At 73.4% G+C, this 19,280-nt stretch carries 19 protein-coding genes; 11 read left to right on the top strand and 8 right to left on the bottom strand.

Annotated elements, in window-relative coordinates:
• Positions 1-5: 5 nt before the first annotated feature.
• Positions 6-1,094, bottom strand: a complete 1,089-nt coding sequence (gene sepH, locus O7599_RS08780) for a septation protein SepH (protein ID WP_281621562.1) — start codon at positions 1,092-1,094, stop codon at positions 6-8.
• A gap of 418 nt (positions 1,095-1,512) precedes the next feature.
• On the opposite strand from sepH, the gene O7599_RS08775 reads away from it, so the two are divergent.
• The gene (locus O7599_RS08775) at positions 1,513-2,532 is read left to right on the top strand and encodes a hypothetical protein (protein ID WP_281621561.1); all 1,020 of its coding nucleotides are present in this window, start codon (positions 1,513-1,515) and stop codon (positions 2,530-2,532) included.
• Positions 2,533-2,549: 17 nt separating this feature from the next.
• Here the strand turns inward: O7599_RS08775 and O7599_RS08770 are convergent, their stop codons facing one another.
• On the bottom strand, positions 2,550-3,881 hold the full coding sequence (locus O7599_RS08770; RefSeq protein ID WP_281621560.1) for a D-arabinono-1,4-lactone oxidase: 1,332 nt from the start codon (positions 3,879-3,881) through the stop codon (positions 2,550-2,552).
• Between the two features lie 151 nt (positions 3,882-4,032).
• On the opposite strand from O7599_RS08770, the gene O7599_RS08765 reads away from it, so the two are divergent.
• A complete protein-coding gene (locus tag O7599_RS08765; protein ID WP_281621559.1) occupies positions 4,033-5,148 on the top strand; it encodes a ferrochelatase in 1,116 nt (371 codons plus the stop codon).
• 44 nt (positions 5,149-5,192) lie between these two features.
• Positions 5,193-6,017, top strand: a complete 825-nt coding sequence (locus O7599_RS08760) for an inositol monophosphatase family protein (RefSeq protein WP_281621558.1) — start codon at positions 5,193-5,195, stop codon at positions 6,015-6,017.
• A gap of 252 nt (positions 6,018-6,269) precedes the next feature.
• Here the strand turns inward: O7599_RS08760 and O7599_RS08755 are convergent, their stop codons facing one another.
• A complete protein-coding gene (locus O7599_RS08755; protein WP_281621557.1) occupies positions 6,270-6,446 on the bottom strand; it encodes a hypothetical protein in 177 nt (58 codons plus the stop codon).
• A 294-nt stretch (positions 6,447-6,740) separates the two neighbouring features.
• Between O7599_RS08755 and O7599_RS08750 the strand changes: the two genes are divergently transcribed.
• From O7599_RS08750 to O7599_RS08735, 4 genes are all read left to right on the top strand, one after another.
• Positions 6,741-7,394 (top strand): response regulator transcription factor, encoded by a 654-nt coding sequence (locus O7599_RS08750; RefSeq protein WP_281621556.1) that lies wholly within the window; start codon positions 6,741-6,743, stop codon positions 7,392-7,394.
• A gap of 39 nt (positions 7,395-7,433) precedes the next feature.
• Positions 7,434-8,702 (top strand): HAMP domain-containing sensor histidine kinase, encoded by a 1,269-nt coding sequence (locus O7599_RS08745; RefSeq protein ID WP_281621555.1) that lies wholly within the window; start codon positions 7,434-7,436, stop codon positions 8,700-8,702.
• Between the two features lie 316 nt (positions 8,703-9,018).
• On the top strand, positions 9,019-9,318 hold the full coding sequence (locus tag O7599_RS08740) for a DUF4193 domain-containing protein (RefSeq protein WP_018838171.1): 300 nt from the start codon (positions 9,019-9,021) through the stop codon (positions 9,316-9,318).
• An 8-nt stretch (positions 9,319-9,326) separates the two neighbouring features.
• Positions 9,327-10,100, top strand: coding sequence for a hypothetical protein (locus O7599_RS08735; RefSeq protein ID WP_281621554.1), 774 nt, complete (start codon positions 9,327-9,329; stop codon positions 10,098-10,100).
• A 46-nt stretch (positions 10,101-10,146) separates the two neighbouring features.
• On the opposite strand, the gene O7599_RS08730 is transcribed toward O7599_RS08735, so the two are convergent.
• On the bottom strand, positions 10,147-10,599 hold the full coding sequence (locus O7599_RS08730) for a DUF3093 domain-containing protein (RefSeq protein WP_281621553.1): 453 nt from the start codon (positions 10,597-10,599) through the stop codon (positions 10,147-10,149).
• 70 nt (positions 10,600-10,669) lie between these two features.
• Between O7599_RS08730 and O7599_RS08725 the strand changes: the two genes are divergently transcribed.
• Genes O7599_RS08725 through O7599_RS08715 form a run of 3 tightly spaced genes read left to right on the top strand, consistent with a single transcriptional unit; the run spans position 10,670 to position 12,547 of the window.
• Positions 10,670-11,251 (top strand): PaaI family thioesterase, encoded by a 582-nt coding sequence (locus O7599_RS08725; protein WP_281621552.1) that lies wholly within the window; start codon positions 10,670-10,672, stop codon positions 11,249-11,251.
• Positions 11,248-11,769 carry a dUTP diphosphatase gene (gene dut, locus O7599_RS08720; RefSeq protein ID WP_281621551.1) on the top strand — a complete coding sequence of 174 codons (522 nt, stop codon included), beginning with the start codon at positions 11,248-11,250 and terminating at the stop codon, positions 11,767-11,769. The genes O7599_RS08725 and dut overlap by 4 nt, the downstream gene beginning before the upstream one ends.
• Position 11,770: 1 nt before the next feature.
• A complete protein-coding gene (locus O7599_RS08715) occupies positions 11,771-12,547 on the top strand; it encodes a DUF3710 domain-containing protein (protein WP_281621550.1) in 777 nt (258 codons plus the stop codon).
• 92 nt (positions 12,548-12,639) lie between these two features.
• On the opposite strand, the gene O7599_RS08710 is transcribed toward O7599_RS08715, so the two are convergent.
• Genes O7599_RS08710 through kdgD form a run of 4 tightly spaced genes read right to left on the bottom strand, consistent with a single transcriptional unit; the run spans position 12,640 to position 17,480 of the window.
• Positions 12,640-13,602, bottom strand: coding sequence for a 2-hydroxyacid dehydrogenase (locus tag O7599_RS08710; protein ID WP_281621549.1), 963 nt, complete (start codon positions 13,600-13,602; stop codon positions 12,640-12,642).
• Complete coding sequence (locus O7599_RS08705) at positions 13,599-14,882, bottom strand: enolase C-terminal domain-like protein (protein WP_281623317.1); 1,284 nt, start codon at positions 14,880-14,882, stop codon at positions 13,599-13,601. The genes O7599_RS08710 and O7599_RS08705 overlap by 4 nt, the downstream gene beginning before the upstream one ends.
• 52 nt (positions 14,883-14,934) lie before the next feature.
• Positions 14,935-16,563, bottom strand: a complete 1,629-nt coding sequence (locus O7599_RS08700; protein ID WP_281621548.1) for an aldehyde dehydrogenase (NADP(+)) — start codon at positions 16,561-16,563, stop codon at positions 14,935-14,937.
• A gap of 2 nt (positions 16,564-16,565) precedes the next feature.
• Positions 16,566-17,480 carry a 5-dehydro-4-deoxyglucarate dehydratase gene (kdgD, locus tag O7599_RS08695; RefSeq protein ID WP_281621547.1) on the bottom strand — a complete coding sequence of 305 codons (915 nt, stop codon included), beginning with the start codon at positions 17,478-17,480 and terminating at the stop codon, positions 16,566-16,568.
• A 211-nt stretch (positions 17,481-17,691) separates the two neighbouring features.
• On the opposite strand from kdgD, the gene O7599_RS08690 reads away from it, so the two are divergent.
• The gene (locus O7599_RS08690; RefSeq protein WP_281621546.1) at positions 17,692-19,263 is read left to right on the top strand and encodes an ABC transporter substrate-binding protein; all 1,572 of its coding nucleotides are present in this window, start codon (positions 17,692-17,694) and stop codon (positions 19,261-19,263) included.
• The last annotated feature ends 17 nt before the right edge of the window (positions 19,264-19,280 follow it).

Below are 19,280 nucleotides of genomic sequence, written 5' to 3'. Positions count from 1 at the left end.
CAGGGCTACTCCGGCTTCTTGCGCCTGCTCCCGAACACGATCTCGTCCCAGCTCGGCACCGCGGCCCGGCGTCCCGGCCGCACGCCGTCGGCCTCCGCCTGCCGGTCCGTGTGCCCCGTCAGCCGCTCCCGGTGCGCCGAGACGCTCCGCGGCATCAGCACGTCCGCGTAGGCGGAACCCGCGCTCGCCGCGGGCGCCGGAGGCTCCTCCTCCACCGCGGGCGGCTCGGGGTCCTCCTCCGGCGGCGGTCCCGGCACCGGCCCGTGGACCGGGCCCGGCTTCGTGGCGGAACCGGCGGAACCGGCCGTCCCGGCAGGCCCGTCGGACGCGGAGGCCGACGCGGACTGGTCCGGCACGACCAGGTCGCCCCGGAAGCTCGGCACCGCCTCCAGCAGGCTGGTCAGGGAGTCCCCGCGGTCCTCGCCGGCGGCGTCCCTGTCCCCGCGCCCGTCGCCCGGCCGCTCCGGACTCCGCGGCAGCCGCGCGATCTTGGGCACGAAGGGCAGGCTCGGCTCCGGCGAGGCGTCGGTGTCGCCGATCAGCGCGCGCGCCTCGTCGTCGACGGGCTGCACGAGCCGCCGCGGCGGGTCGTACGTCCAGCCGGCGTTGTGCGGCTCACCGGCGACCCGGTAGACGAGCAGCACCTCCCAGGTGCCGTCGTCCCGGCGCCAGGAGTCCCACCGCGCGGAGTCCTTCTCCGCGCCGCGCATCATCAGCCGCTCGGCGACCGCCTCGCCCAGCGCGGGACCGGCGCTCTCGCCGGGGCGGCGCAGCGGTGTCTTGCGGGCCCGCTCGGCCATGAACGCCCGCTCCGCCAGCACCGGACCCTCGAAGCGCCGGACGCGGTCGACGGGGATCCCGGCGAGCGCGGCGACCTCCTCCGCTGACGCCCCGGCTCGTATCCGCGCCTGGATGTCGCGGGGACGCAGGTGGTTCTCGACCTCGATCTCGATCTGACCGAGCCGGGCACGGTCGTTGCGCACGGCAGCGCGCAGACGCTCGTCAATCGGAAGGGTGTACTCCGTACTGTCCGCAGCCTTCAGCACCAGCCGTGTGCCGTCGTTACTGACCGCCACGACACGCAGTTCGGGCATGGGAACCTCCCGGTGGTGCCTGCCGACGTTCGGTGCGTCGCTGCTCTTTCCGCTAGTCGAGTGTGGCCTGCCCGGGTGCAGCCTGCCACAACATTGCTGAGTTGCCCGGCGTGTCGGGTCTTTGAACCCGATGCGCCGCTATGACACGGTTACGCATTTGCAACGCAGCGGCCGTGATCGCCGCCGTCGGACGGACACCGGAGCACTGGCTCGCCCACAGTACTCCATTCGAGCCATGTGGGTGGACCGGCGCGCCACCGAACGCGGAACGTTGCACGGCAGTTGAGTCTGCCTGTTCCGCCCCGGTTCGATCAAGAGGTGCGATGCCTCACAGAATCCCCGTAATCGGAACTATCTGGTCCGTCCGCGCGCTCGTCCATGGGGGCCGGGAGGCCATCGGAGCGATCTTGGGATGGAGATGCGGAGCACGACGGGCGCGACGGCGCACGACGAGGGCGAGGAGAGGCGCAGGGGGCGCATCGAGCTGAGCGGCGCCCAGGTCGCGGGAGGTGCGTCGGCCACGATGGTGGCCGCGTTCCTCGCGTCCAGCATGGGTGTGTACGGCACGATCGTCGGCGCCGGCGTCGTCAGCGTCGGCGCCACGGCCGGCGGGGCCCTCTTCCAGCACGTCTTCCGGCGCACCGGCCAGCAGTTGAAGGACGCGGCGGTCGCGGCGCCGAAGGCGCTGCACAAGCAGACGACGCCGCTGCCGGCGCCCGTACGCAACCGGGCCGACGACGAGACACACCTGCTCAGGACCGTGGCATCCCCGGCCGACGACGCGACCCGACTGCTGCCCGTCGCCCGGCCGGAGCCCGGCGACCCGGCCACCGGGCCGGCCGCACCCCTGCCTGCCGGCGGTTTCGGCGCGCCCCGCACCCACGGCACCCGCGCCCGCGGCTGGCGGCGCGTCGCGCCGGTCGCGGCCGGGACGTTCCTCGCCGTGATGGCCGTGGTCTTCGGCATCGAGAAGCTCACCGGCGGGCCGCTCTCCAACGCCTGGGGCGACGACCGCACCGGCACATCTTTCAGCCCCGGTGAACAAAAGTCCGACTCTCCGCCGGCGCCCGACGACGGCGACCACACCACCGACGGCACCCTCGAACCCGGCTCCGAGGAGACCGAGGGGACCGGCGGGACCGGCGAAACCGGCGGCACCCCCGGCACCGGCTCCGGCGAGCCCCGCGACGGCGGCACCGGCTCCCCGGACGACGGCACCGGCGGCGACCCCGAGCCCGGCGGCACGTCCACCCCGCAGCCCGGCGGCGGCGACCGCCCCGCGCCCGGCGCCGGAGGAGGCGGCGGCACGACGCCGGCCCCCACGCCCACCACGACGCCGCCCGGCACCGGCGAGGACGGCCAGGAGCCGCCCGGTACGGGGGAGACCCCGGCGCCCCCGCAGCCGGACGGCGCCACGGCACCGGGGGCGACGCGGTAGCCGCCGCGGGCCCGCGCTCAGTCCCCCAACACCCGCCGCAGGTAGTCGTTCCCGAACACCCGGCCGGGGTCCAGCCGGTCCCGTACCGCCGTGAACTCCCCGAACCGCGGGTACACCCCCGCCAGGTACGCCGCGTCCCTGCTGTGCAGCTTCCCCCAGTGCGGCCGCCCCCCGTGCGCGATCATGATCCGCTCCACCGCCGTGAAGTACGTCTGGTGCGGCGTCCCCCGGTACAGGTGCACCGCGACGTACGCGGTGTCCCGCCCCGACGCCGTCGACAGCGGTATGTCGTCCGCGGGTGCGACGCGCACCTCCACCGGGAAGCTGATCCGCAGCCCCGACCGGTCGACCATCGCCTTGAGCTCCCGGATCGCGGACACGGCCGCCGCCCGCGGCAGCGCGTACTCCATCTCCACGAACCGCACCCGCCGCGGGCTGGTGAAGACCTTGTACGGGATGTCCGTGTAGGTACGTGCCGACAGCGCCCGGCTGGAGACCGCCGCGATGCCCGGGATCACCGCGGGCACCGCCCGCCCCAGCGCGCAGGCGGCCTGGAGGGCGCCGTTGGAGAGCAGTTCGTCGTCGATCCACCCGCCGATCCGGCCCAGCGGCTTCGCCGGACCCTCGCTGCGGTTGTTGCGCTTGGTGTTGCAGCGGACGGTGTGCGGGAACCAGTAGAACTCGAAGTGCTCGTTGTCCTCCGCCAGGTCACCGAAGGCCGCGAGGACGTCGGTGAGCGCCATCGGCTCCTCCCGCGCGGTGAGCAGGAAGACGGGCTCCACCGCGAACGTCAGCGACGTGACGACGCCCAGCGCCCCGACGCCGAGCCGGGCGGCGGCGAAGACCGCCGCGTCCTCGCCGGTGTCCGCCGCCGTGTACGTACGCACCCGGCCGTCCGCCGTCACCAGCTCCAGCGCGGTGATCTGGGCGGCCAGCGAGGCGGAGGAGCGGCCCGTGCCGTGGGTGCCGGTGGCGGTGGCGCCGGAGACGGTCTGCGCCATGATGTCGCCCATGTTGGTCAGCGACAGACCGGCGGCGGCGAGGGCGAGGTTGAGCTGGTGCAGCGGGGTGCCCGCGGCGACGGTGACGGTGCCGGCCTCGCGGTCGATCTCGTGGATGCCGACCAGCCGCTCCGGGCGGATCATGAGCCCGCCGGTGGCCGCGGCGGCGGTGAAGGAGTGGCCCGTGCCGACGGCCTTGACCTTCAGGCCGTCCTCGGCCGCGGCCCGTACGGCGTCGGCCACCTCGGCGGTGGTGGCGGGGCTGACGGTGCGGGCGGGGCGCGCGGCGACGGTGCCCGCCCAGTTGCGCCAGGTGCCCGTGGCCCTTCTGCTGCTCACCTGCTGCATCCGCCGCCCATCCCCTGAACGGGCCGGTCGTACGGCCCTCGTGCCCGGCTCTCGGCCCCCGGTCGGACAGGGATGATACTCGCGCGTACGGACCGGCCCGACCCCGGTGCCCGACTCGGGCCCGGGCCCGCCGCATGGCAGGATCGAAGACATGCCTGACGTGCCGTCCCCCCAGCCGTACGACGCCCTTCTGCTGCTGTCCTTCGGCGGCCCCGAGGGCCCGGACGACGTCGTTCCGTTCCTGGAGAACGTCACCCGGGGCCGCGGCATCCCGCGCGAGCGGCTGGAGGAGGTGGGACAGCACTACTTCCTCTTCGGCGGCGTGAGCCCGATCAACGCCCAGAACCGCGTGCTGCTCCAGGCCCTGCGCAAGGACTTCGCGGACGCCGGCCTCGACCTCCCGGTCTACTGGGGGAACCGCAACTGGGCCCCCTACCTCACCGACACCCTGCGCGAGATGACGCAGGCCGGGCACCGGCGGGTGCTGGCGCTGGTCACCAGCGCGTACGCCTCCTACTCGGGCTGCCGGCAGTACCGCGAGAACCTGGCCGAGTCGCTCGCCGCGCTCGCCGCGGAGGGCCTTCAGCCGCCGCGCGTCGACAAGCTGCGGCACTACTTCAACGCCCCCGGCTTCGTCCGCGACATGGTCGCCGGCGTGCAGGCCGCGCTGGAGCGGCTGCCCGAGGACGTACGCGACGGCGCCCACCTGGCGTTCACCACGCACTCCATCCCCACCGCAGCGGCCGACACCTCGGGTCCCCCCGAGGACCACGGCGACGGCGGCGCGTACGTGGCGCAGCACCTGGACGTCGCCGCGCTGGTCGCCGACGCCGTGCGGGCGCTCACGGGCGTGGAGCGGCCCTGGCGGCTCGTCTACCAGTCGCGCAGCGGTGCGCCGCACATCCCCTGGCTGGAGCCGGACGTCTGCGACCACCTGGAGGAGCTGCACGCCGCCGGCGCGCCCGCCGTGGTGATGGTGCCGATCGGCTTCGTCTCGGACCACATGGAGGTCCTGTACGACCTCGACACCGAGGCGGCGGCGAAGGCGGCGGAGCTGGGCCTGCCGGCGGTGCGGTCGGCGACCGTCGGGGCGGAGCCGGGGTTCGTCTCGACGCTGCGGAAGCTGGTTTTGGAGCGGGCCGCGACCGAGCGCGGGGAGCAGGTCGAGCGGGTCGCGATGGGCAGGCTGGGGCCGAGCCACGACGTCTGCCCGGCGGGCTGCTGCCCGGCCCGTACGCCCCGGCCCGCGGCCGCGGGCGCCGACTGAACCGCCGCCCGCCCGTCCCACCCCGGCCCGAGGAGCAGACCACCGTGACCGAAGAGCCCCGCCCCGAGCCCTCCGCCGCGCCGCGGGACGAACTGCTCGCCCTGGCGCTGGAGGCCGCGCGCCGCGCGGGCGAGCTGCTGCGCGACCGGCGCCCCGCCGACCTCGGCGTGGCCGCGACGAAGTCCAGCGCCATCGACGTCGTCACGGAGATGGACTTCGCCGCCGAGAAGCTGATCACCGGCTTCCTCGCCGAGCGCCGGCCCGCCGACGGGATCCTGGGCGAGGAGGGTGCGAGCAGGCCCGGCACCAGCGGCGTGCGCTGGGTCGTCGACCCGATCGACGGCACCGTGAACTACCTCTACGGCCGCCCGGACTGGTCCGTCAGCATCGCCGCCGAGTACGCGGGCGAGACCGTCGTCGGCGTCGTGGCGGCGCCGGTGCGCGGCGAGACGTACCACGCCGTACGCGGCGGCGGCGCCTTCGTCAACGGCGTGTCCGCGCGCTGCCGGCCCACCCCGCCGATGGACCAGGCGCTGGTCTCCACCGGCTTCAACTACGTCCATAACGTGCGCGCGCACCAGGCCGAGGTGGCGAGGCGGCTCATCCCGCGGGTACGCGACATCCGCCGCGGCGGCTCGGCGGCGATCGACCTGTGCGACGTGGCCTGCGGCCGGCTCGACGGCTACTACGAGCGCGGCCTCAACCCGTGGGACCTGGCCGCCGGCGACCTCATCGCCCGCGAGGCCGGCGCGCTGACCGGCTCCCGGCCGGGCCGGAGGCCCGACGGGGACCTGACCGTCGCCGCGGTGCCGGGGCTCTTCGAGCCGCTGCAGAAGCTGCTGGACGAGCTGGGCGCCTGGCACGACTGACGGGCCCCGCCCCCGCCGTACCCCGTCCCCGGCCGCCGTACGGCCCCTCCCGCCGGCCGTACGGCCCGCCTGCCGGCTGCCCGCGCGTCCGGCCCGTAGGCGCCCGCCGTGCCGCCGCCGCTTCCCGCAGCCCGCCTTCCCGCCCGTACCCCGCAACCTCCGCGCCACTTCTCCGACGTCTTTCGGACACCTCCGGACAGTGCGGCGCCCCGGTACCGTCGCGGTACCGGGGCGGTGTGGTCGCCGGGCGGGTCAGACTCCGGAGCGTGCGCCGACCTCGACGCCGTGGTCGGCGGCGAGCCGGCGCAGGTCGTCCAGCTCCTCCTGCTCGACCTCGACACCGAAGTCGTCGCCTTCCTCGCGGGCGCGGTCCCGCTCGTTCTCGGCCTTCCTGATGCGCTGCAGAATGCCAGCGGTGAAAGCGTCCATTGTGTGCGCCCCCTCGTCGTCGGGTCGAGGCACTAAGGGGTGTGCCGACGGTTCAGATCACGGAGACCGTTCCTCCGGCTACAGCCTGTGTGCCATGCCGGGAAGGGAGGCTGGAAACGTGATCGGCGGGTGTGGAATCGTCCTCCCCGCAGTGCCGTGGCTGGAAACATCGGATCCGCAGAATCTTTGGGTGCCCGGCTGCTTACCACCGGTTTACGCCCATTGCAGGCAGGATGGAGCTGTTCTTCAGCACCGATCGGTGCCCCCACGCACGAGGAGAGAGAGGACCCCGCCGTGCGCGTACTCGTCGTCGAGGACGAGCAACTGCTCGCCGACGCGGTGGCCACCGGGCTGCGCCGGGAGGCGATGGCCGTGGACGTCGTCTACGACGGCGCGGCGGCCATCGACCGCATCGAGCTCAACGACTACGACGTCGTGGTGCTCGACCGCGACCTGCCGCTGGTCCACGGCGACGACGTGTGCAGCAAGGTCGTGGAGCTCGGGCTGCCCACCCGCGTGCTGATGCTGACCGCCGCGGGCGACGTCCGCGACCGCGTCGAGGGGCTGGAGCTGGGTGCGGACGACTACCTCCCCAAGCCGTTCGCCTTCAGCGAACTCACGGCGCGGGTGCGTGCCCTCGGCCGGCGGAGCACGCAGGCGCTGCCCCCGGTGCTGGAGCGGTCCGGGATCAAGCTCGACCCCGGCCGCCGGGAGGTCTACCGGGACGGGCGGCTGGTGCAGCTCGCGCCGAAGGAGTTCGCGGTGCTGGAGGTGCTGATGCGGGGCGAGGGCGCCGTGGTCTCCGCGGAGCAGTTGCTGGAGAAGGCGTGGGACGAGAACACCGACCCCTTCACCAACGTCGTCCGCGTCACCGTCATGACGCTGCGCCGCAAGCTGGGCGAACCCCCTGTGATCATCACCGTGCCCGGCTCCGGCTATCGCATCTGACGCACCCGCCGCACCCCCACGCACCCGACGGATGGCCCCATGGACGACAACAGACGCTCCGCGTCGGACGCGCTGCCCGCCGGTACCCCGCCCAAGCCCACCTGGGACCCCCGGGAGGCCGCGGCGCCGTACTGGCTACGCCCGACGATCCGGATACGGCTCACGCTGATCTACGGCGGCATGTTCCTGATGGCCGGCATGGTGCTGCTGGCCATCATCTATCTGCTGGCCGCCACCGCCCTGGACAGCTTCGCCACCCCGATCAAGCTGCTGGAGAGCAGCGGCACGGTGCGGGTGGGCAGCGCGCCGTGTCCCGAGGTCTCGGACGCGAACACCTACAGCGAGTTCAACGGCATCCTCGAGTCCTGCATCGAGCGGCGGCGCGAACTCGCCCTGGACTCCCTGCTGCGCAAGTCGCTGCTCGCGCTGCTGGGCATGACGGTCCTCGCCTTCGCCTTCGGCTACGTCGTCGCCGGCCGGGTGCTCTCGCCGCTCGGCCGCATCACCCGCACCGCCCGCAGCGTGGCCGGTTCCGACCTGCACAAGCGCATCGAGCTGGACGGGCCCGACGACGAGCTGAAGGAGCTGGCCGACACCTTCGACGACATGCTCGACCGCCTCGACCGGGCGTTCAACTCCCAGCAGCGCTTCGTCGCCAACGCCTCGCACGAGCTGCGCACCCCGCTTGCGATCAACCGCACCCTGCTGGAGGTGCAGCTCTCCGACCCGGCGGCCTCGCCGGAGCTGCAGCAGCTCGGCAAGACCCTGCTGGCCACGAACGAGCGCAGCGAGCTGCTGGTGGAGGGCCTGCTGCTGCTCGCCCGCAGCGAGAACGAGATCGTCGACAGGAAGCCGGTGGACCTCGCCGAGGTGGCCTCCCAGGCGATGGAGCAGATCCGCGGCGAGGCCCAGAGCAAGGGGGTCGTGCTGCGCGGGGTGCGCAAGCCCGCGTACGTCCAGGGCAACGGGGTACTCCTGGAGCGGGTGGGCCTGAACCTGGTGCAGAACGCCGTGCGGTACAACGTCCCCGAGGGCGGGTGGGTCGAGGTGGCGACGGAGGCGCAGCCCGGCGTCGCCGTGCTGACGGTCTCCAACACCGGACCGGTCGTCCCCGCGTACGAGGTGGACAACCTTTTCGAGCCGTTCCGGCGGCTGAAGACGGCGCGTACGGGCAGTGACAAGGGGGTAGGACTGGGGCTGTCCATTGTGAGATCCGTCATTCGGGCGCACGGCGGGACGGTGACCGCACAGCCGCGCGAGGGCGGTGGGCTGGTGATTCGCGTCGCCCTGCCCATGCAGACTGTGTGATACGTCACATTCCGCCCATCCCGGCCCTGTGCGCTGTGTCATCGCCGCATTCCGGGAAAAGCCCGTAAGATCCGCGTTTCCCCAGGATGCGGTCACGGGAAGTACACGGGGTGGCGTGCACGAGAAGAGCCGGGGACCGCGTATGGTCCCTTTCGCCATCCGGCCGCGATCACCCCTGCGGGGTGCGGCCGGGTGTCGATTCAGTAACAGACCTTGATGTGAGGCAAAATCTCCGCTTCGGGTCGGGCACAAGTCCGGCCTCTCATGCGTTACGTGCGCTGGAGACTCACTGACCACCCGGAGGGGGAGAGCGAGAATGGCAACGGACTACGACACCCCACGCAAGACAGACGACGACGTCAACGAGGACAGCATCGAGGAGCTGAAGGCGCGGCGCAGCGACAAGTCGGCCGCCGCCGTCGACGTCGACGAGTTCGAGCAGAACGAAGGGCTGGAGCTGCCCGGTGCGGACCTCTCCAACGAGGAGCTGTCCGTGCGGGTGCTGCCCCGCCAGGAGGACGAGTTCACCTGCATGAGCTGCTTCCTGGTGCACCACCGCAGCCAGTTGGCCGCCGAGAAGAACGGCCAGCCGATCTGCCGCGACTGCGCGGCCTGAGACCGGCCGTGGCCCCCACGGACGGCTCCGGTCCCGCCGGGCCGAAGACCGGGATCCTGCGGCGGACGCGCCCCGACCGGCGCGTCCGGGCGGTGCTCGAGCGGATGGCGGACGCCATCGTGCACACCGCGCCGCGCGTCCCGGTCCGCGACCAGGCGACTCTGCGCCGGCAGTTCCCCGGGCTCGGCCCGGAGGAGATCGCCGACCGGCTCATCGCCGGAGCCGTGAAGGGGAGCGCCACGGTCGGTGCGGGCATCGGAGCGGCGGCGATGATGCCCGCGCCGCCCGCCATGCCCGCCGAGCTCACCGCCGAGATCGTGGGGGTGGCCTCGATAGAGCTGAAGCTGATCGCCGAGCTGCACGAGGTGTACGGGGTGCGGGCACCGGGCCCGGCGCGGCAGCGGGCCATGGCGTACCTCGGCGCCTGGACGGACGAGCGCGGCATCGACACCGCCAAGCTTGTCAGCTTCGACGTCGTACTCGGCGGCCCCATGCGCCGCCGCCTGCGGCAGCAGGTACTCAGGCGCACCGTGCGGAACCTGCCGAGCCTCGCCCCGTTCCTCATGGGCGCGGCCGCCGGTGCGCTGATGAACCGCAGGGACACCCGCAAGCTCGCCGAGCGCATCCGCGACGACCTGCGCGTGCGCCAGGTCCCGTGGGAGCCGCTCCCGCCGGGCGGCGGGGAGCTTGCGGCGCCCGACGGCCCCGCGGGCCTTCCGGGCGCCGGGGGAGGTGCGCTCCCGAAGGGCGACCCGCCCGCGCTGCCGCCGGCCGGGCGCTGAGACGGCCCGGCGGCCTCACACGCCCCCGCCGGACGAACTTCAGGCTTCAGCCCGCGGCGGACCGCAGCGCCGCCACCAGCCGCTCCGGCTGCCTCGTCGACAGGTAGAGATACGGCGTCGGATCCTCCGGATCCGTGACCTCCACCCGCACCGCCGTCGGGATGTACCCCCGCAGCAGCATGTACGCGCGCGTGTCCGCCTTGTGCGTACGCCAGGCCCGCGCCTCCTCCGCGTCCAGCGCCTGCGCCTCACCGAGCGCCGAGAGCGGGATCCGGGCGTCGTCCGTGACGAGCTTCCCGGCGACGACGCGGATCCGCGCCGAGCCGTACGAGCTGACCCCGACCGCCGCCAGCGCCGTCCCGCCCGCGAGCCCGGCCAGCAGCGGAAGCGTCCCGAAGGGCGTCAGCACCAGCGCCAGACACACCCCCGTACCCACCGCCAGGCCCCACCAGGACCGCGGGGCGCTCAGCCGCTCGTCGTAGCTCTGGGTCGTCTCCATGGCCCCAGCCTCCCATGGCGGCGGCCCGGGGCTCGGCCGTGGGTCGTGCGCGCAGGTAGGCTCTGGCCGCGTGACTGCAAGTGACAAGCTGACCCCGCCCCCGGGTGCCGCGGAACCCGTGCGGCATCCGGACGCCCCGGCGCCCGGCCGGCTGCTCGGCTCCCACTACGAGCAGTGCTTCGGCTGCGGCGGCGGCCAGGAGCACGGGCTGCACCTGGCCGCGCGGGCGGGCGAGGGCGTGAGCGTGACCGCGGAATTCACGGTCAGGACCGCCCACCAGGGCGCTCCGGGCCTCGCCCACGGCGGGGTGCTCACCGCCGCGCTCGACGAGACGCTGGGCGCGCTGAGCTGGCTGCTGCGCACCATCACGGTGACCGGCCGGCTGGAGACCGACTTCCTGCGCCCGGTGCCGGTGGGCGCCACCCTCCACCTGGCCGCCCGCGCCCGCGCCGTCGCCGGCCGCAAGATCTACTCCACCGCCACCGGCCGTCTCGACGCCCCGGACGGGCCGGTGGCCGTACGCGCCGACGCCCTGTTCGTGGAGGTCAAGGTGGACCACTTCGTCGAGAACGGCCGGGACAGCGAGATCCGGGCGGCGATGGCCGACCCCGACCAGGTCCGGCGGGCGCGCGCCTTCGAGGTGAACCCGTGACGGCCGGGCGGGAGCCGGTGGACGTGCTGATCCGCCGCGTCGACCCCGAGGTACCGCTCCCGGCGTACGCGCACCCGGGCGACGCCGGCGTCGACCTCGTCACCACCCGGCCCGCGGAGCTGCCCCCCGGCGAGCGCGTCGTCCTGCCCACCGGCATCGCCCTGGCGCTGCCCGACGGCTACGCGGCGTTCGTGCATCCGCGCTCCGGTCTCGCCGCCCGCTGCGGCGTGACGCTCGTGAACGCCCCGGGGACGGTGGATGCCGGGTACCGTGGGGAGATCAAGGTGAACGTGGTCAACCTCGACCCGCGCCGCCCGGTGCGGTTCGAGCGTTTCGACCGGATCGCGCAGCTCGTGATCCAGCAGGTGGAGAAGGCCCGCTTCCACGAGGTGGCCGAACTCCCCGGCTCCGCCAGGGGCGAGGGAGGGCACGGGTCGACCGGAGGGCATGCTTCCCTCGGCGACCGGCAGGCCGCTCGTGGATACGCTTCGGTCATTGCCGACCGGGAAGGACAGTGACGTGTTCGGACGTCGTCGCAAGGGGCAGGAGGAGCCCGTCGACAAGCTCGCCGACGGCGTGAGCGCCGAGGACGCCGAGGAGTCGGCGGAGGAGCAGCCCGAGGACGGGGAGGAGCGCAGGTACGCGCTGCCCCCCGAGGAGCGGCCCGAGGGCCCGTGGGACATCGGCGAGGTCGAGGACGCCACCCGCGGCCGGGTGGACCTCGGCGGCCTGCTCGTCCCCGGGGTCGAGGGCATGGAGCTGCGCGTCGAGGTGGCGGGCGAGTCGATCGTCGCCGCGACGGTGGTGCTGCGGGACAGCGCGATCCAGTTGCAGGGCTTCGCCGCCCCGAAGAACGAGGGCATCTGGGGCGAGGTCCGCGCCGAGATCGCCAACGGCATCACCAAGCAGGGCGGCATCATCGACGAGCGCAAGGACACCCTCGGCTGGGAGCTGCGCGCCCAGGTGCCGGTCAAGCTGCCCGACGGCAAGAGCGGCATGCAGGTCGTGCGGTTCGTCGGCTGCGACGGCCCGCGGTGGTTCCTGCGCGGCGTGATCTCCGGGCACGCCGCGGTGCAGCCGCAGGCGGCGGGGGTGCTGGAGAAGATCTTCCGCGAGACCGTGGTCGTACGCGGCGAGGGCCCGATGGCGCCGCGGGACCCGATCGTGCTGCAGTTGCCGACGGACGCGCAGATGGTGCCGGACGGGGTGCAGCAGGACGAGGCGAGCGAGGGCTCGCGGTTCGCGGGCGGCATCGACTCGCTGGCGCGCGGACCGGAGATCACCGAGGTGCGGTAGCGCTCCCCGCGGGAGCGGAGGTACGGCGGCGGGCCGGGTCATCACGACCCGGCCCGCCGCCGTGGTCTGGGGCACGGGCGGCCGGACCGGCTTCAGCGCAGCTCGGGGACGGGGGTCAGCAGGTCGCCGCCGCCGAGGAAGCTGGCGAGGTTGCCGAGGGTGAGCCGTTCCATCTCCGCCCGGGTCTCCAGCGTGCCGCTGGCGAGGTGGGGCAGGAGCACCACGTTGTCCATGCCGAGCAGGGCGTCGGGTACCTGCGGCTCGGCTGCGAACACGTCGAGTCCGGCGCCGGCGAGCTCTCCTGCCGTCAGCATCTCGACCAGCGCGTCCTCGTCGACCACGGTCCCGCGGGCGATGTTGATCAGATAGCCGCGGGGGCCGAGTGCCTTCAGGACGGACCGGTCCACCAGCCCGCGGGTGCCGGCGCCGCCGGACGTGGCCACGACCAGCACGTCCACCGCCGCGGCCAGCTCGACGGGTGAGGGCGCGTAGACGTGGCCGGTGCCGGGCACCTCGTGCCGGCTGTGATAGCTGATCGGGCACCCCATCGCCGCGAACCGGGTGGCGATCGCCCGGCCGATCCGGCCCAGCCCCAGGATGCCCACCCGGGCGCCGCTGACCCGGCGCATCAGCGGGAAGGTCCCCGCCTCCGGCCACCGGCCGGCACGGACGAACCGGTCCGCCGCGGACAGCCCGCGCAGCAGGTCGAGAGTGAGCCCGAGGGCCGTGTCGGCGACGCAGTCGGTCAGCACGTCCGGGGTGTGGGACACCTTCACCCCGCGGCTGCGGGCGAGGGCGACATCGGTCGTGTCGTAGCCGACGCCGAAGTTGATCACCGCGCCGAGCCGGGGGAGTGCCGTCATGAGCCCGGTGCCGACACCGGCGCGGCCGGAGGTCACCGCGGCGACGACCTCGGATCCGCGGGCGGCGAGGAACGCGGCCCGCTCGTCGCCGCCGTCGGGCAGCACCAGGGCGCCGTACGTGCCGCGCAGCGTCTCGGCGAGCGACGGCATCAAGGGGCCGACCTGGAGCACGCGGCCTCTGTCGTCGGTCATGCGGTGTCTCCCCGTCGGTCGAGAGCCGGGCGCTTGGGATCGAACCGCCACCCGGGGATGAGGTACTGCATCGCCGCGGCGTCGTCCCGGGCGCCGAGGCCCGCGCTCAGGTACAGCTCGTGCGCCTCCTCAAGCCGCTCGTGGTCGACCGTGACGCCGAGCCCGGGCGCGGCCGGGACCTCGATCGACCCGTTCTCGATGGCCGGGGGCCGGCTGGTCAGCCGCTGCCCGTCCTGCCAGATCCAGTGCGAGTCGATCGCCGTGATCTCGCCGGGGGCGGCGGCGGCGACGTGGGTGAACATCGCCAGCGAGATGTCGAAGTGGTTGTTGGAGTGCGATCCCCAGGTCAGGCCCCACGCCTGGCAGAGCTGGGCGACCCGGACCGAGCCGGACAGGGTCCAGAAGTGCGGGTCGGCCAGCGGGATGTCGACGGCCGCGGCGCGTATCGCGTGGCCCAACTGCCGCCAGTCCGTGGCGATCATGTTCGTCGCCGTGGTGAGCCCGGTGGCCCGTTTGAACTCCGCCATCACCTCCCGGCCGGAGTAGCCGTCCTCCGCGCCGCAGGGGTCCTCGGCGTAGGCGACGACACCCCGCAGCGCCCGGCCGTGCCGGATCGCGTCGGCGAGCGGCCAGCCGCCGTTGGGGTCCAGGGTGATGCGGGCCCCGGGGAAGCGCTCCGCCAGCGCGGTGACGGTGGCGACCTCCTGCTCACCGGGCAGCACCCCGCCCTTGAGCTTGAAGTCGGCGAAGCCGTACCGCTCGTGGGCCGCCTCGGCGAGTGCGATCACCGCGTCGGGGGTCAGCGCGGGCTCGTGCCGCAGCCGCGTCCAGGCGTCCTCGGCCTGCGGCTCGCCGCGGTAGGGCAGATCGGTGCGGTTGCGGTCCCCGATGTAGAAGAGGTAGCCGAGCACCGGTACCCGCGCGCGCTGCTGCCCCTCGCCGAGCAGTTCCGCGACGGGGACGCCGAGGAACTGGCCGAGCAGGTCGAGCAGCGCGGATTCGAGCCCGGCGACGACGTGCACGGTGGTGCGCAGGTCGTACGTCTGCGGCCCGCGGCCCGCGCCGTCGCGGGCGGCGAACGCCGTGCCGACCGCGCGCAGCACGGAGCGGTGCCGGGCCAGCGGGCGGCCGACGACGAGGCCGGCCGCCTCCGCCAGCGTGCGGCGGATCGGCTCGCCGCCCGGCACCTCGCCCACTCCGGTGTTGCCCTCGGAGTCGGTGAGCAGGACGACGTTGCGGGTGAAGTACGGTCCGTGCGCGCCGCTGAGGTTCAGCAGCATGCTGTCGTGGCCGGCGACCGGGACGACGCGCAGGGCCGTGACGACGGGAGATTCAGTCCCGGGTGAGCTCACCGTTGACCTGCCTCCACAGTCCGAGGGAGTTCTGGGTGTCCACGGGCGCGGGCAGCAGGCCGGCCGGGACGTTCTGGTAGGCGACCGGCCGCAGGAACCGGTCGATCGCGAGGGTGCCGACAGAGGTGCTGCGGCCGTCGGACGTGGCGGGGAACGGGCCGCCGTGGACCATGGCGTGGCCGACGTCGACGCCGGTGGGCCAGCCGTTGAACACGATGCGCCCGACCTTGTCCTCCAGCGAGCGCAGCAGACCGCGGGCGAGCCGCCGGTCCTCCTCGTCGTCCTCGGCGGCGTGCACGGTCGCGGTAAGCTGGCCTTCGAGCGCGGCGACCACGGTGTCGAGCTGACCGGCGTCCTTCAGGCGCACCACCAGGGAGGAGGCGCCGAACACCTCCTCGTGCAACGCCGGCTCGGCGAGGAAGGCGTCGCCCGTGGTGGTGAACAGCCGTGCCCTGCCGGGTGCGGCGATGCCGTCGCCGGGCAGACCCGCGGCGGCCTCGGTCACCTCGGCGAGGCCGCCGAGCCGGGCGACGCCTTCGGCGTACGAGGCGTGGATGCCGGTGTTCAGCATCGGCAGTGCCGGGGCGGCGGAGACCGCGGCGGCTGCCGACTCGGTGAACGCCGCAAGGCCGGGGCCCTCGATGCCGAAGACCAGGCCCGGGCTGGTGCAGAGCTGGCCGGCTCCGGTGGTGAGGGAGGCGGTGAACGCGCCGCCGAGCTCGGCGGCGCGTTCGCCGCGCAGCGCACCGGGGAGCAGGAAGACGGGGTTGATGCTCGACATCTCCGCGTACACGGGGATCGGCACCGGGCGGCCGGCGGCGGCGCGCATGAGCGCGGTGCCGCCGCTGCGCGAGCCGGTGAAGCCGACGGCGCGTATCCGCGGGTCGGTGACCAGCCGGATGCCGGTCTCCTCGCCGGTGCCGAAGATGAGGGAGAACACGCCCTCGGGCAGTCCGTGCCGTTCCACGGCCCGCTGGATCGCGGTGCCGGCGAGCTCGGAGGTGCCGGGGTGGGCGCTGTGCGCCTTGACCACGACCGGGCAGCCGGCGGCGAGCGCGGACGCGGTGTCGCCGCCGGCCACGGAGAAGGCGAGCGGGAAGTTGCTCGCGCCGAAGACGGCCACCGGGCCGAGCGGGATCCTGCGCTGGCGGATGTCGGGGCGCGGCAGCGGGACGCGGTCGGGCAGGGCCGGGTCGATCCTGGCACCGGCCCAGCCGCCCTCGCGCACCAGCTCCGCGAAGAGCCGAAGCTGGCCGGTCGTGCGGGCGAGCTCGCCGACGACCCGCGCGCGGACGATGCCGGTCTCCCGGACGACCCGCTCGACCAGTTCCCCGGCGACGGCCTCGAGGTTGGCGGCCACCTGCTCCAGGAAGGCCGCGCGCTGCTCCGGGGCGGTCTCCCGGTAGCGGGGGAACGCCTCTTGGGCCAGGGCGGCGGCCCGTTCCACGTCCGGGCCGCCGCCGAGGCCGTACGCGGGCGCCAACTGCTCGCCGGTGCGCGGGTCGCTGCCGTGCACGGTGCCCTGTGCGCCGTGCACGCGCGCGGCTCCGATCAGCATGGCGCCGGTCAGGGTGGCGTCGGTGTCGGTGTCGGAGTCGGTGTCGGCCATCTTCAGATCACCTTCTGCACGAGGGGGGTCAGCTCGGCGAGTTCCGCTTCCGTCAGGTCGGTCAGCGGCGGGCGGACCGGCCCCGCCGTGCGGCCGGCCGCGGTGAGTCCGGCCTTGACGATGGAGACGGCGTAGCCGGGCTGCCGGTCGCGAATCTCCAGGTAGGGCAGGACGAACTCGCGCAGCCGGGAGTAGACCCCCTCCCGGTCGCGTGCGCGCACCGCGCGGTAGAAGTCGACGGCCCACTGCGGCGCGAAGTTGAAGATCGCGGACGAGTAGGTGGTGGCGCCGAGTTCGAGGTAGGGCAGGGCGTAGGTCTCGGCGGTGGGCAGGCCGCCGATGAGGACGAGGCGGTCGCCGTGCGTGGCGTACAGCGTGGCCATCAGGTCGATGTCGCACACGCCGTCCTTGAAGCCGATGAAGTTCGGGAACTCGGCCACGAGGCGGGCGACGGTGCGCGCGCTGAACCGGGCGTTCGCCCGGTGGTAGACGACCACGCCGAGGGACGTCGCCGTGCACACCCGCGCCACGTGGGCGTGGAGGCCCTCCTGCCCGAGCTCGGTGAGGTAGGGCGGCATGAGCAGGATCCCGTCGGCGCCGGCCCGCTCGGCCCGCTCGGCCATGGCGGCCGCCGTCGCCGTGCCGTAGCCGGCGGCCCCCATCACGGGCATGCCCTCCGGGGTCTCCGCGACCGTCGCCCGCAGGACCGCGTCCACCTCGTCGTGGGTCAGGGAGAAGAACTCGCCGGTGCCACCGGGGGCGAAGAGCCCGGCCACGTCGTAGCCCACCATCCGCTGCAGGTGCTCGCGGTAGGCCCGCTCGTCGAAGGCGTATCCCGCGGTGGCGTGCGTGACGGGGAAGGACAGCAGACCGGAGCCGAGGACGTGGCGCAGGTCGTCGGGTGAGAAGCGGGGCATGGGCGCTCCAAGGTCGGGCATGAGGAAGGCTTGACCGTCAAGCTAGCAGATGCAGACTGTCTACAGAAATGCCGTCTACATATGTAGCTCTCATGTCAGGGGCTGCCAACCCCTTGACTCGCTCTAGTCACTCATTTACCGTGCGTTCACAATTCGAAACAGCATCTACATCTGTAGACACGTCAGTTGGTTTCGCTGTGGAGGAAACCCCATGCCCCGTGTTCCCGCTCGTGGCCCGATCCGGCCCGGCCGTCGTCGCCGGCTCGTGATCTCGGCCGTGGCGCTGCCGGTCGCCCTCACGGTGACCGCCTGCACCGTGGCCAACAGTTCGGATGCCGCGGGCGGCGACATCCTCCGCATCGTGCTGCCCGAGGAGCCGCCGACCCTCGAACCCTGCGAGGCGTCCCTGACCTCGACCGGTTCCGTCGTGCGGTCCAACATCACCGAGCCGCTGATGGAGCGCGACGCGTCGTCGGGAGAGCTGGAGCCGAAGCTGGCGACCCGCTGGGAGCGGACCTCCGACAGGCGGTGGACGTTCGAGGTCCGCAAGGGTGTGAAGTTCAGCGACGGCACGCCGTTCGACGCGAAGGACGCCGCGTACTCGATCGACCGCGCCGTCAACTCCGACCTCGGCTGCAACGTCGAGGGGTACGTCTTCGGGGACATGGACCTGGAGGTGGCGGCGCCCGACGCCGGCACGCTGACGGTGACCACCCCGGAGGCCGACCCGATCTTCCCGATGCGGCTGTCCTTCGTCGAGATGGTCCCCACGTCCACCAGCGCGGACAAGAAGGTGCGCGAGCCGGTCGGCACCGGCCCCTACCGGATCGAGCACTGGCAGCCCGGCCTGCGCCTGGTCCTGGCCGCGAACAAGAGGTACTGGGGCGACAGGCCCGCCTATCCGACCGCCGAGTACCAGTGGCGTACGGAGGGAAGCGTGCGGGCCGCCATGGTGGTCGGCGGTGAGGCCGACATCGCCACCGCGATCGGGCCCGAGGACGGTGCCGCGGACGCCGCCCTGCAGTTCCCCAACAACGAGACCACCGCGCTGCGCATGCAGGCGTACGAGCCGCCGCTGGACGACAAGCGGGTACGCCAGGCCATCAACTACGCGATCGACCGGAAGTCCATCGTCGACGGTCTCTACCAGGGGGACGCGCGGGCCGCCGCCCAGCTCGTACCCAAGGGCATCGTCGGCTTCAACCCGGAGCTGAAGCCGTGGCCGACCGATCTGCGGAAGGCCAGGGACCTGCTGGCCGAGGCGGAGGCCGACGGTGTCGATCTGGACGCGCAGATCCGGCTGATCACCCGTACCGCGCTCTTCCCGAAGGTCGAGGAGACCGTCCAGGTCATCCAGAACCAGCTCAGCGAGCTCGGCCTCAACGTCAAGATCGAGATGAAGGACACCGCGGGCAGCACGGAGGTGCAGGAGCGCCCCTTCCCCGAGGACTCCGGCCCGTACCTGCTGCTGATCCAGCACGGCAACCAGGCCGGCGACGCCGCGTTCAGCATGGACCAGTACCTGCTCAGCGACGGCTTCCAGAGCTCCTGGGGCACCGCCGCCTTCGACCGGAAGATCAGAGCCGCGGAGGAACTGGAGGGGCGGGAGCGCCAGGACGCGCTGGCCCGGATCTTCGAGGAGGAGCCGGACGAGATCGCGCAGTACGCGTACATCGCCCACATGAACGGCATCATCGCCGTGGCCCCGACGGTTCGCTACCGGCCCAACTCCTCCACCGGCGACGAGATGCGGCTCGCCGAGATCTCCCCCGCCGACGACTGATCCCGCGGAGGGCCGGC

Source organism: Streptomyces sp. WMMC500 (assembly GCF_027497195.1).
Lineage (GTDB): Bacteria > Actinomycetota > Actinomycetes > Streptomycetales > Streptomycetaceae > Streptomyces.
The sequence above is the reverse complement of the archived record's forward strand: the minus strand, read 5'-3'. Positions and strand labels throughout refer to the sequence as shown.

Excerpts from the sequence above, each read along its gene's own strand:
- O7599_RS08775 (WP_281621561.1), top strand. The coding sequence starts at position 1,513 with ATGCGGAGCACGACGGGCGCGACGGCGCACGACGAGGGCGAGGAGAGG.
- kdgD (WP_281621547.1), bottom strand. The coding sequence starts at position 17,480 with ATGCCCCGCTTCTCACCCGACGACCTGCGCCACGTCCTCGGCTCCGGT.
- O7599_RS08745 (WP_281621555.1), top strand. The coding sequence starts at position 7,434 with ATGGACGACAACAGACGCTCCGCGTCGGACGCGCTGCCCGCCGGTACC.
- O7599_RS08770 (WP_281621560.1), bottom strand. The coding sequence starts at position 3,881 with ATGCAGCAGGTGAGCAGCAGAAGGGCCACGGGCACCTGGCGCAACTGG.
- O7599_RS08700 (WP_281621548.1), bottom strand. The coding sequence starts at position 16,563 with ATGGCCGACACCGACTCCGACACCGACACCGACGCCACCCTGACCGGC.
- O7599_RS08705 (WP_281623317.1), bottom strand. The coding sequence starts at position 14,882 with ATGCTGCTGAACCTCAGCGGCGCGCACGGACCGTACTTCACCCGCAAC.
- O7599_RS08765 (WP_281621559.1), top strand. The coding sequence starts at position 4,033 with ATGCCTGACGTGCCGTCCCCCCAGCCGTACGACGCCCTTCTGCTGCTG.
- O7599_RS08755 (WP_281621557.1), bottom strand. The coding sequence starts at position 6,446 with ATGGACGCTTTCACCGCTGGCATTCTGCAGCGCATCAGGAAGGCCGAG.
- sepH (WP_281621562.1), bottom strand. The coding sequence starts at position 1,094 with ATGCCCGAACTGCGTGTCGTGGCGGTCAGTAACGACGGCACACGGCTG.
- O7599_RS08730 (WP_281621553.1), bottom strand. The coding sequence starts at position 10,599 with ATGGAGACGACCCAGAGCTACGACGAGCGGCTGAGCGCCCCGCGGTCC.
- O7599_RS08740 (WP_018838171.1), top strand. The coding sequence starts at position 9,019 with ATGGCAACGGACTACGACACCCCACGCAAGACAGACGACGACGTCAAC.
- O7599_RS08690 (WP_281621546.1), top strand. The coding sequence starts at position 17,692 with ATGCCCCGTGTTCCCGCTCGTGGCCCGATCCGGCCCGGCCGTCGTCGC.
- O7599_RS08710 (WP_281621549.1), bottom strand. The coding sequence starts at position 13,602 with ATGACCGACGACAGAGGCCGCGTGCTCCAGGTCGGCCCCTTGATGCCG.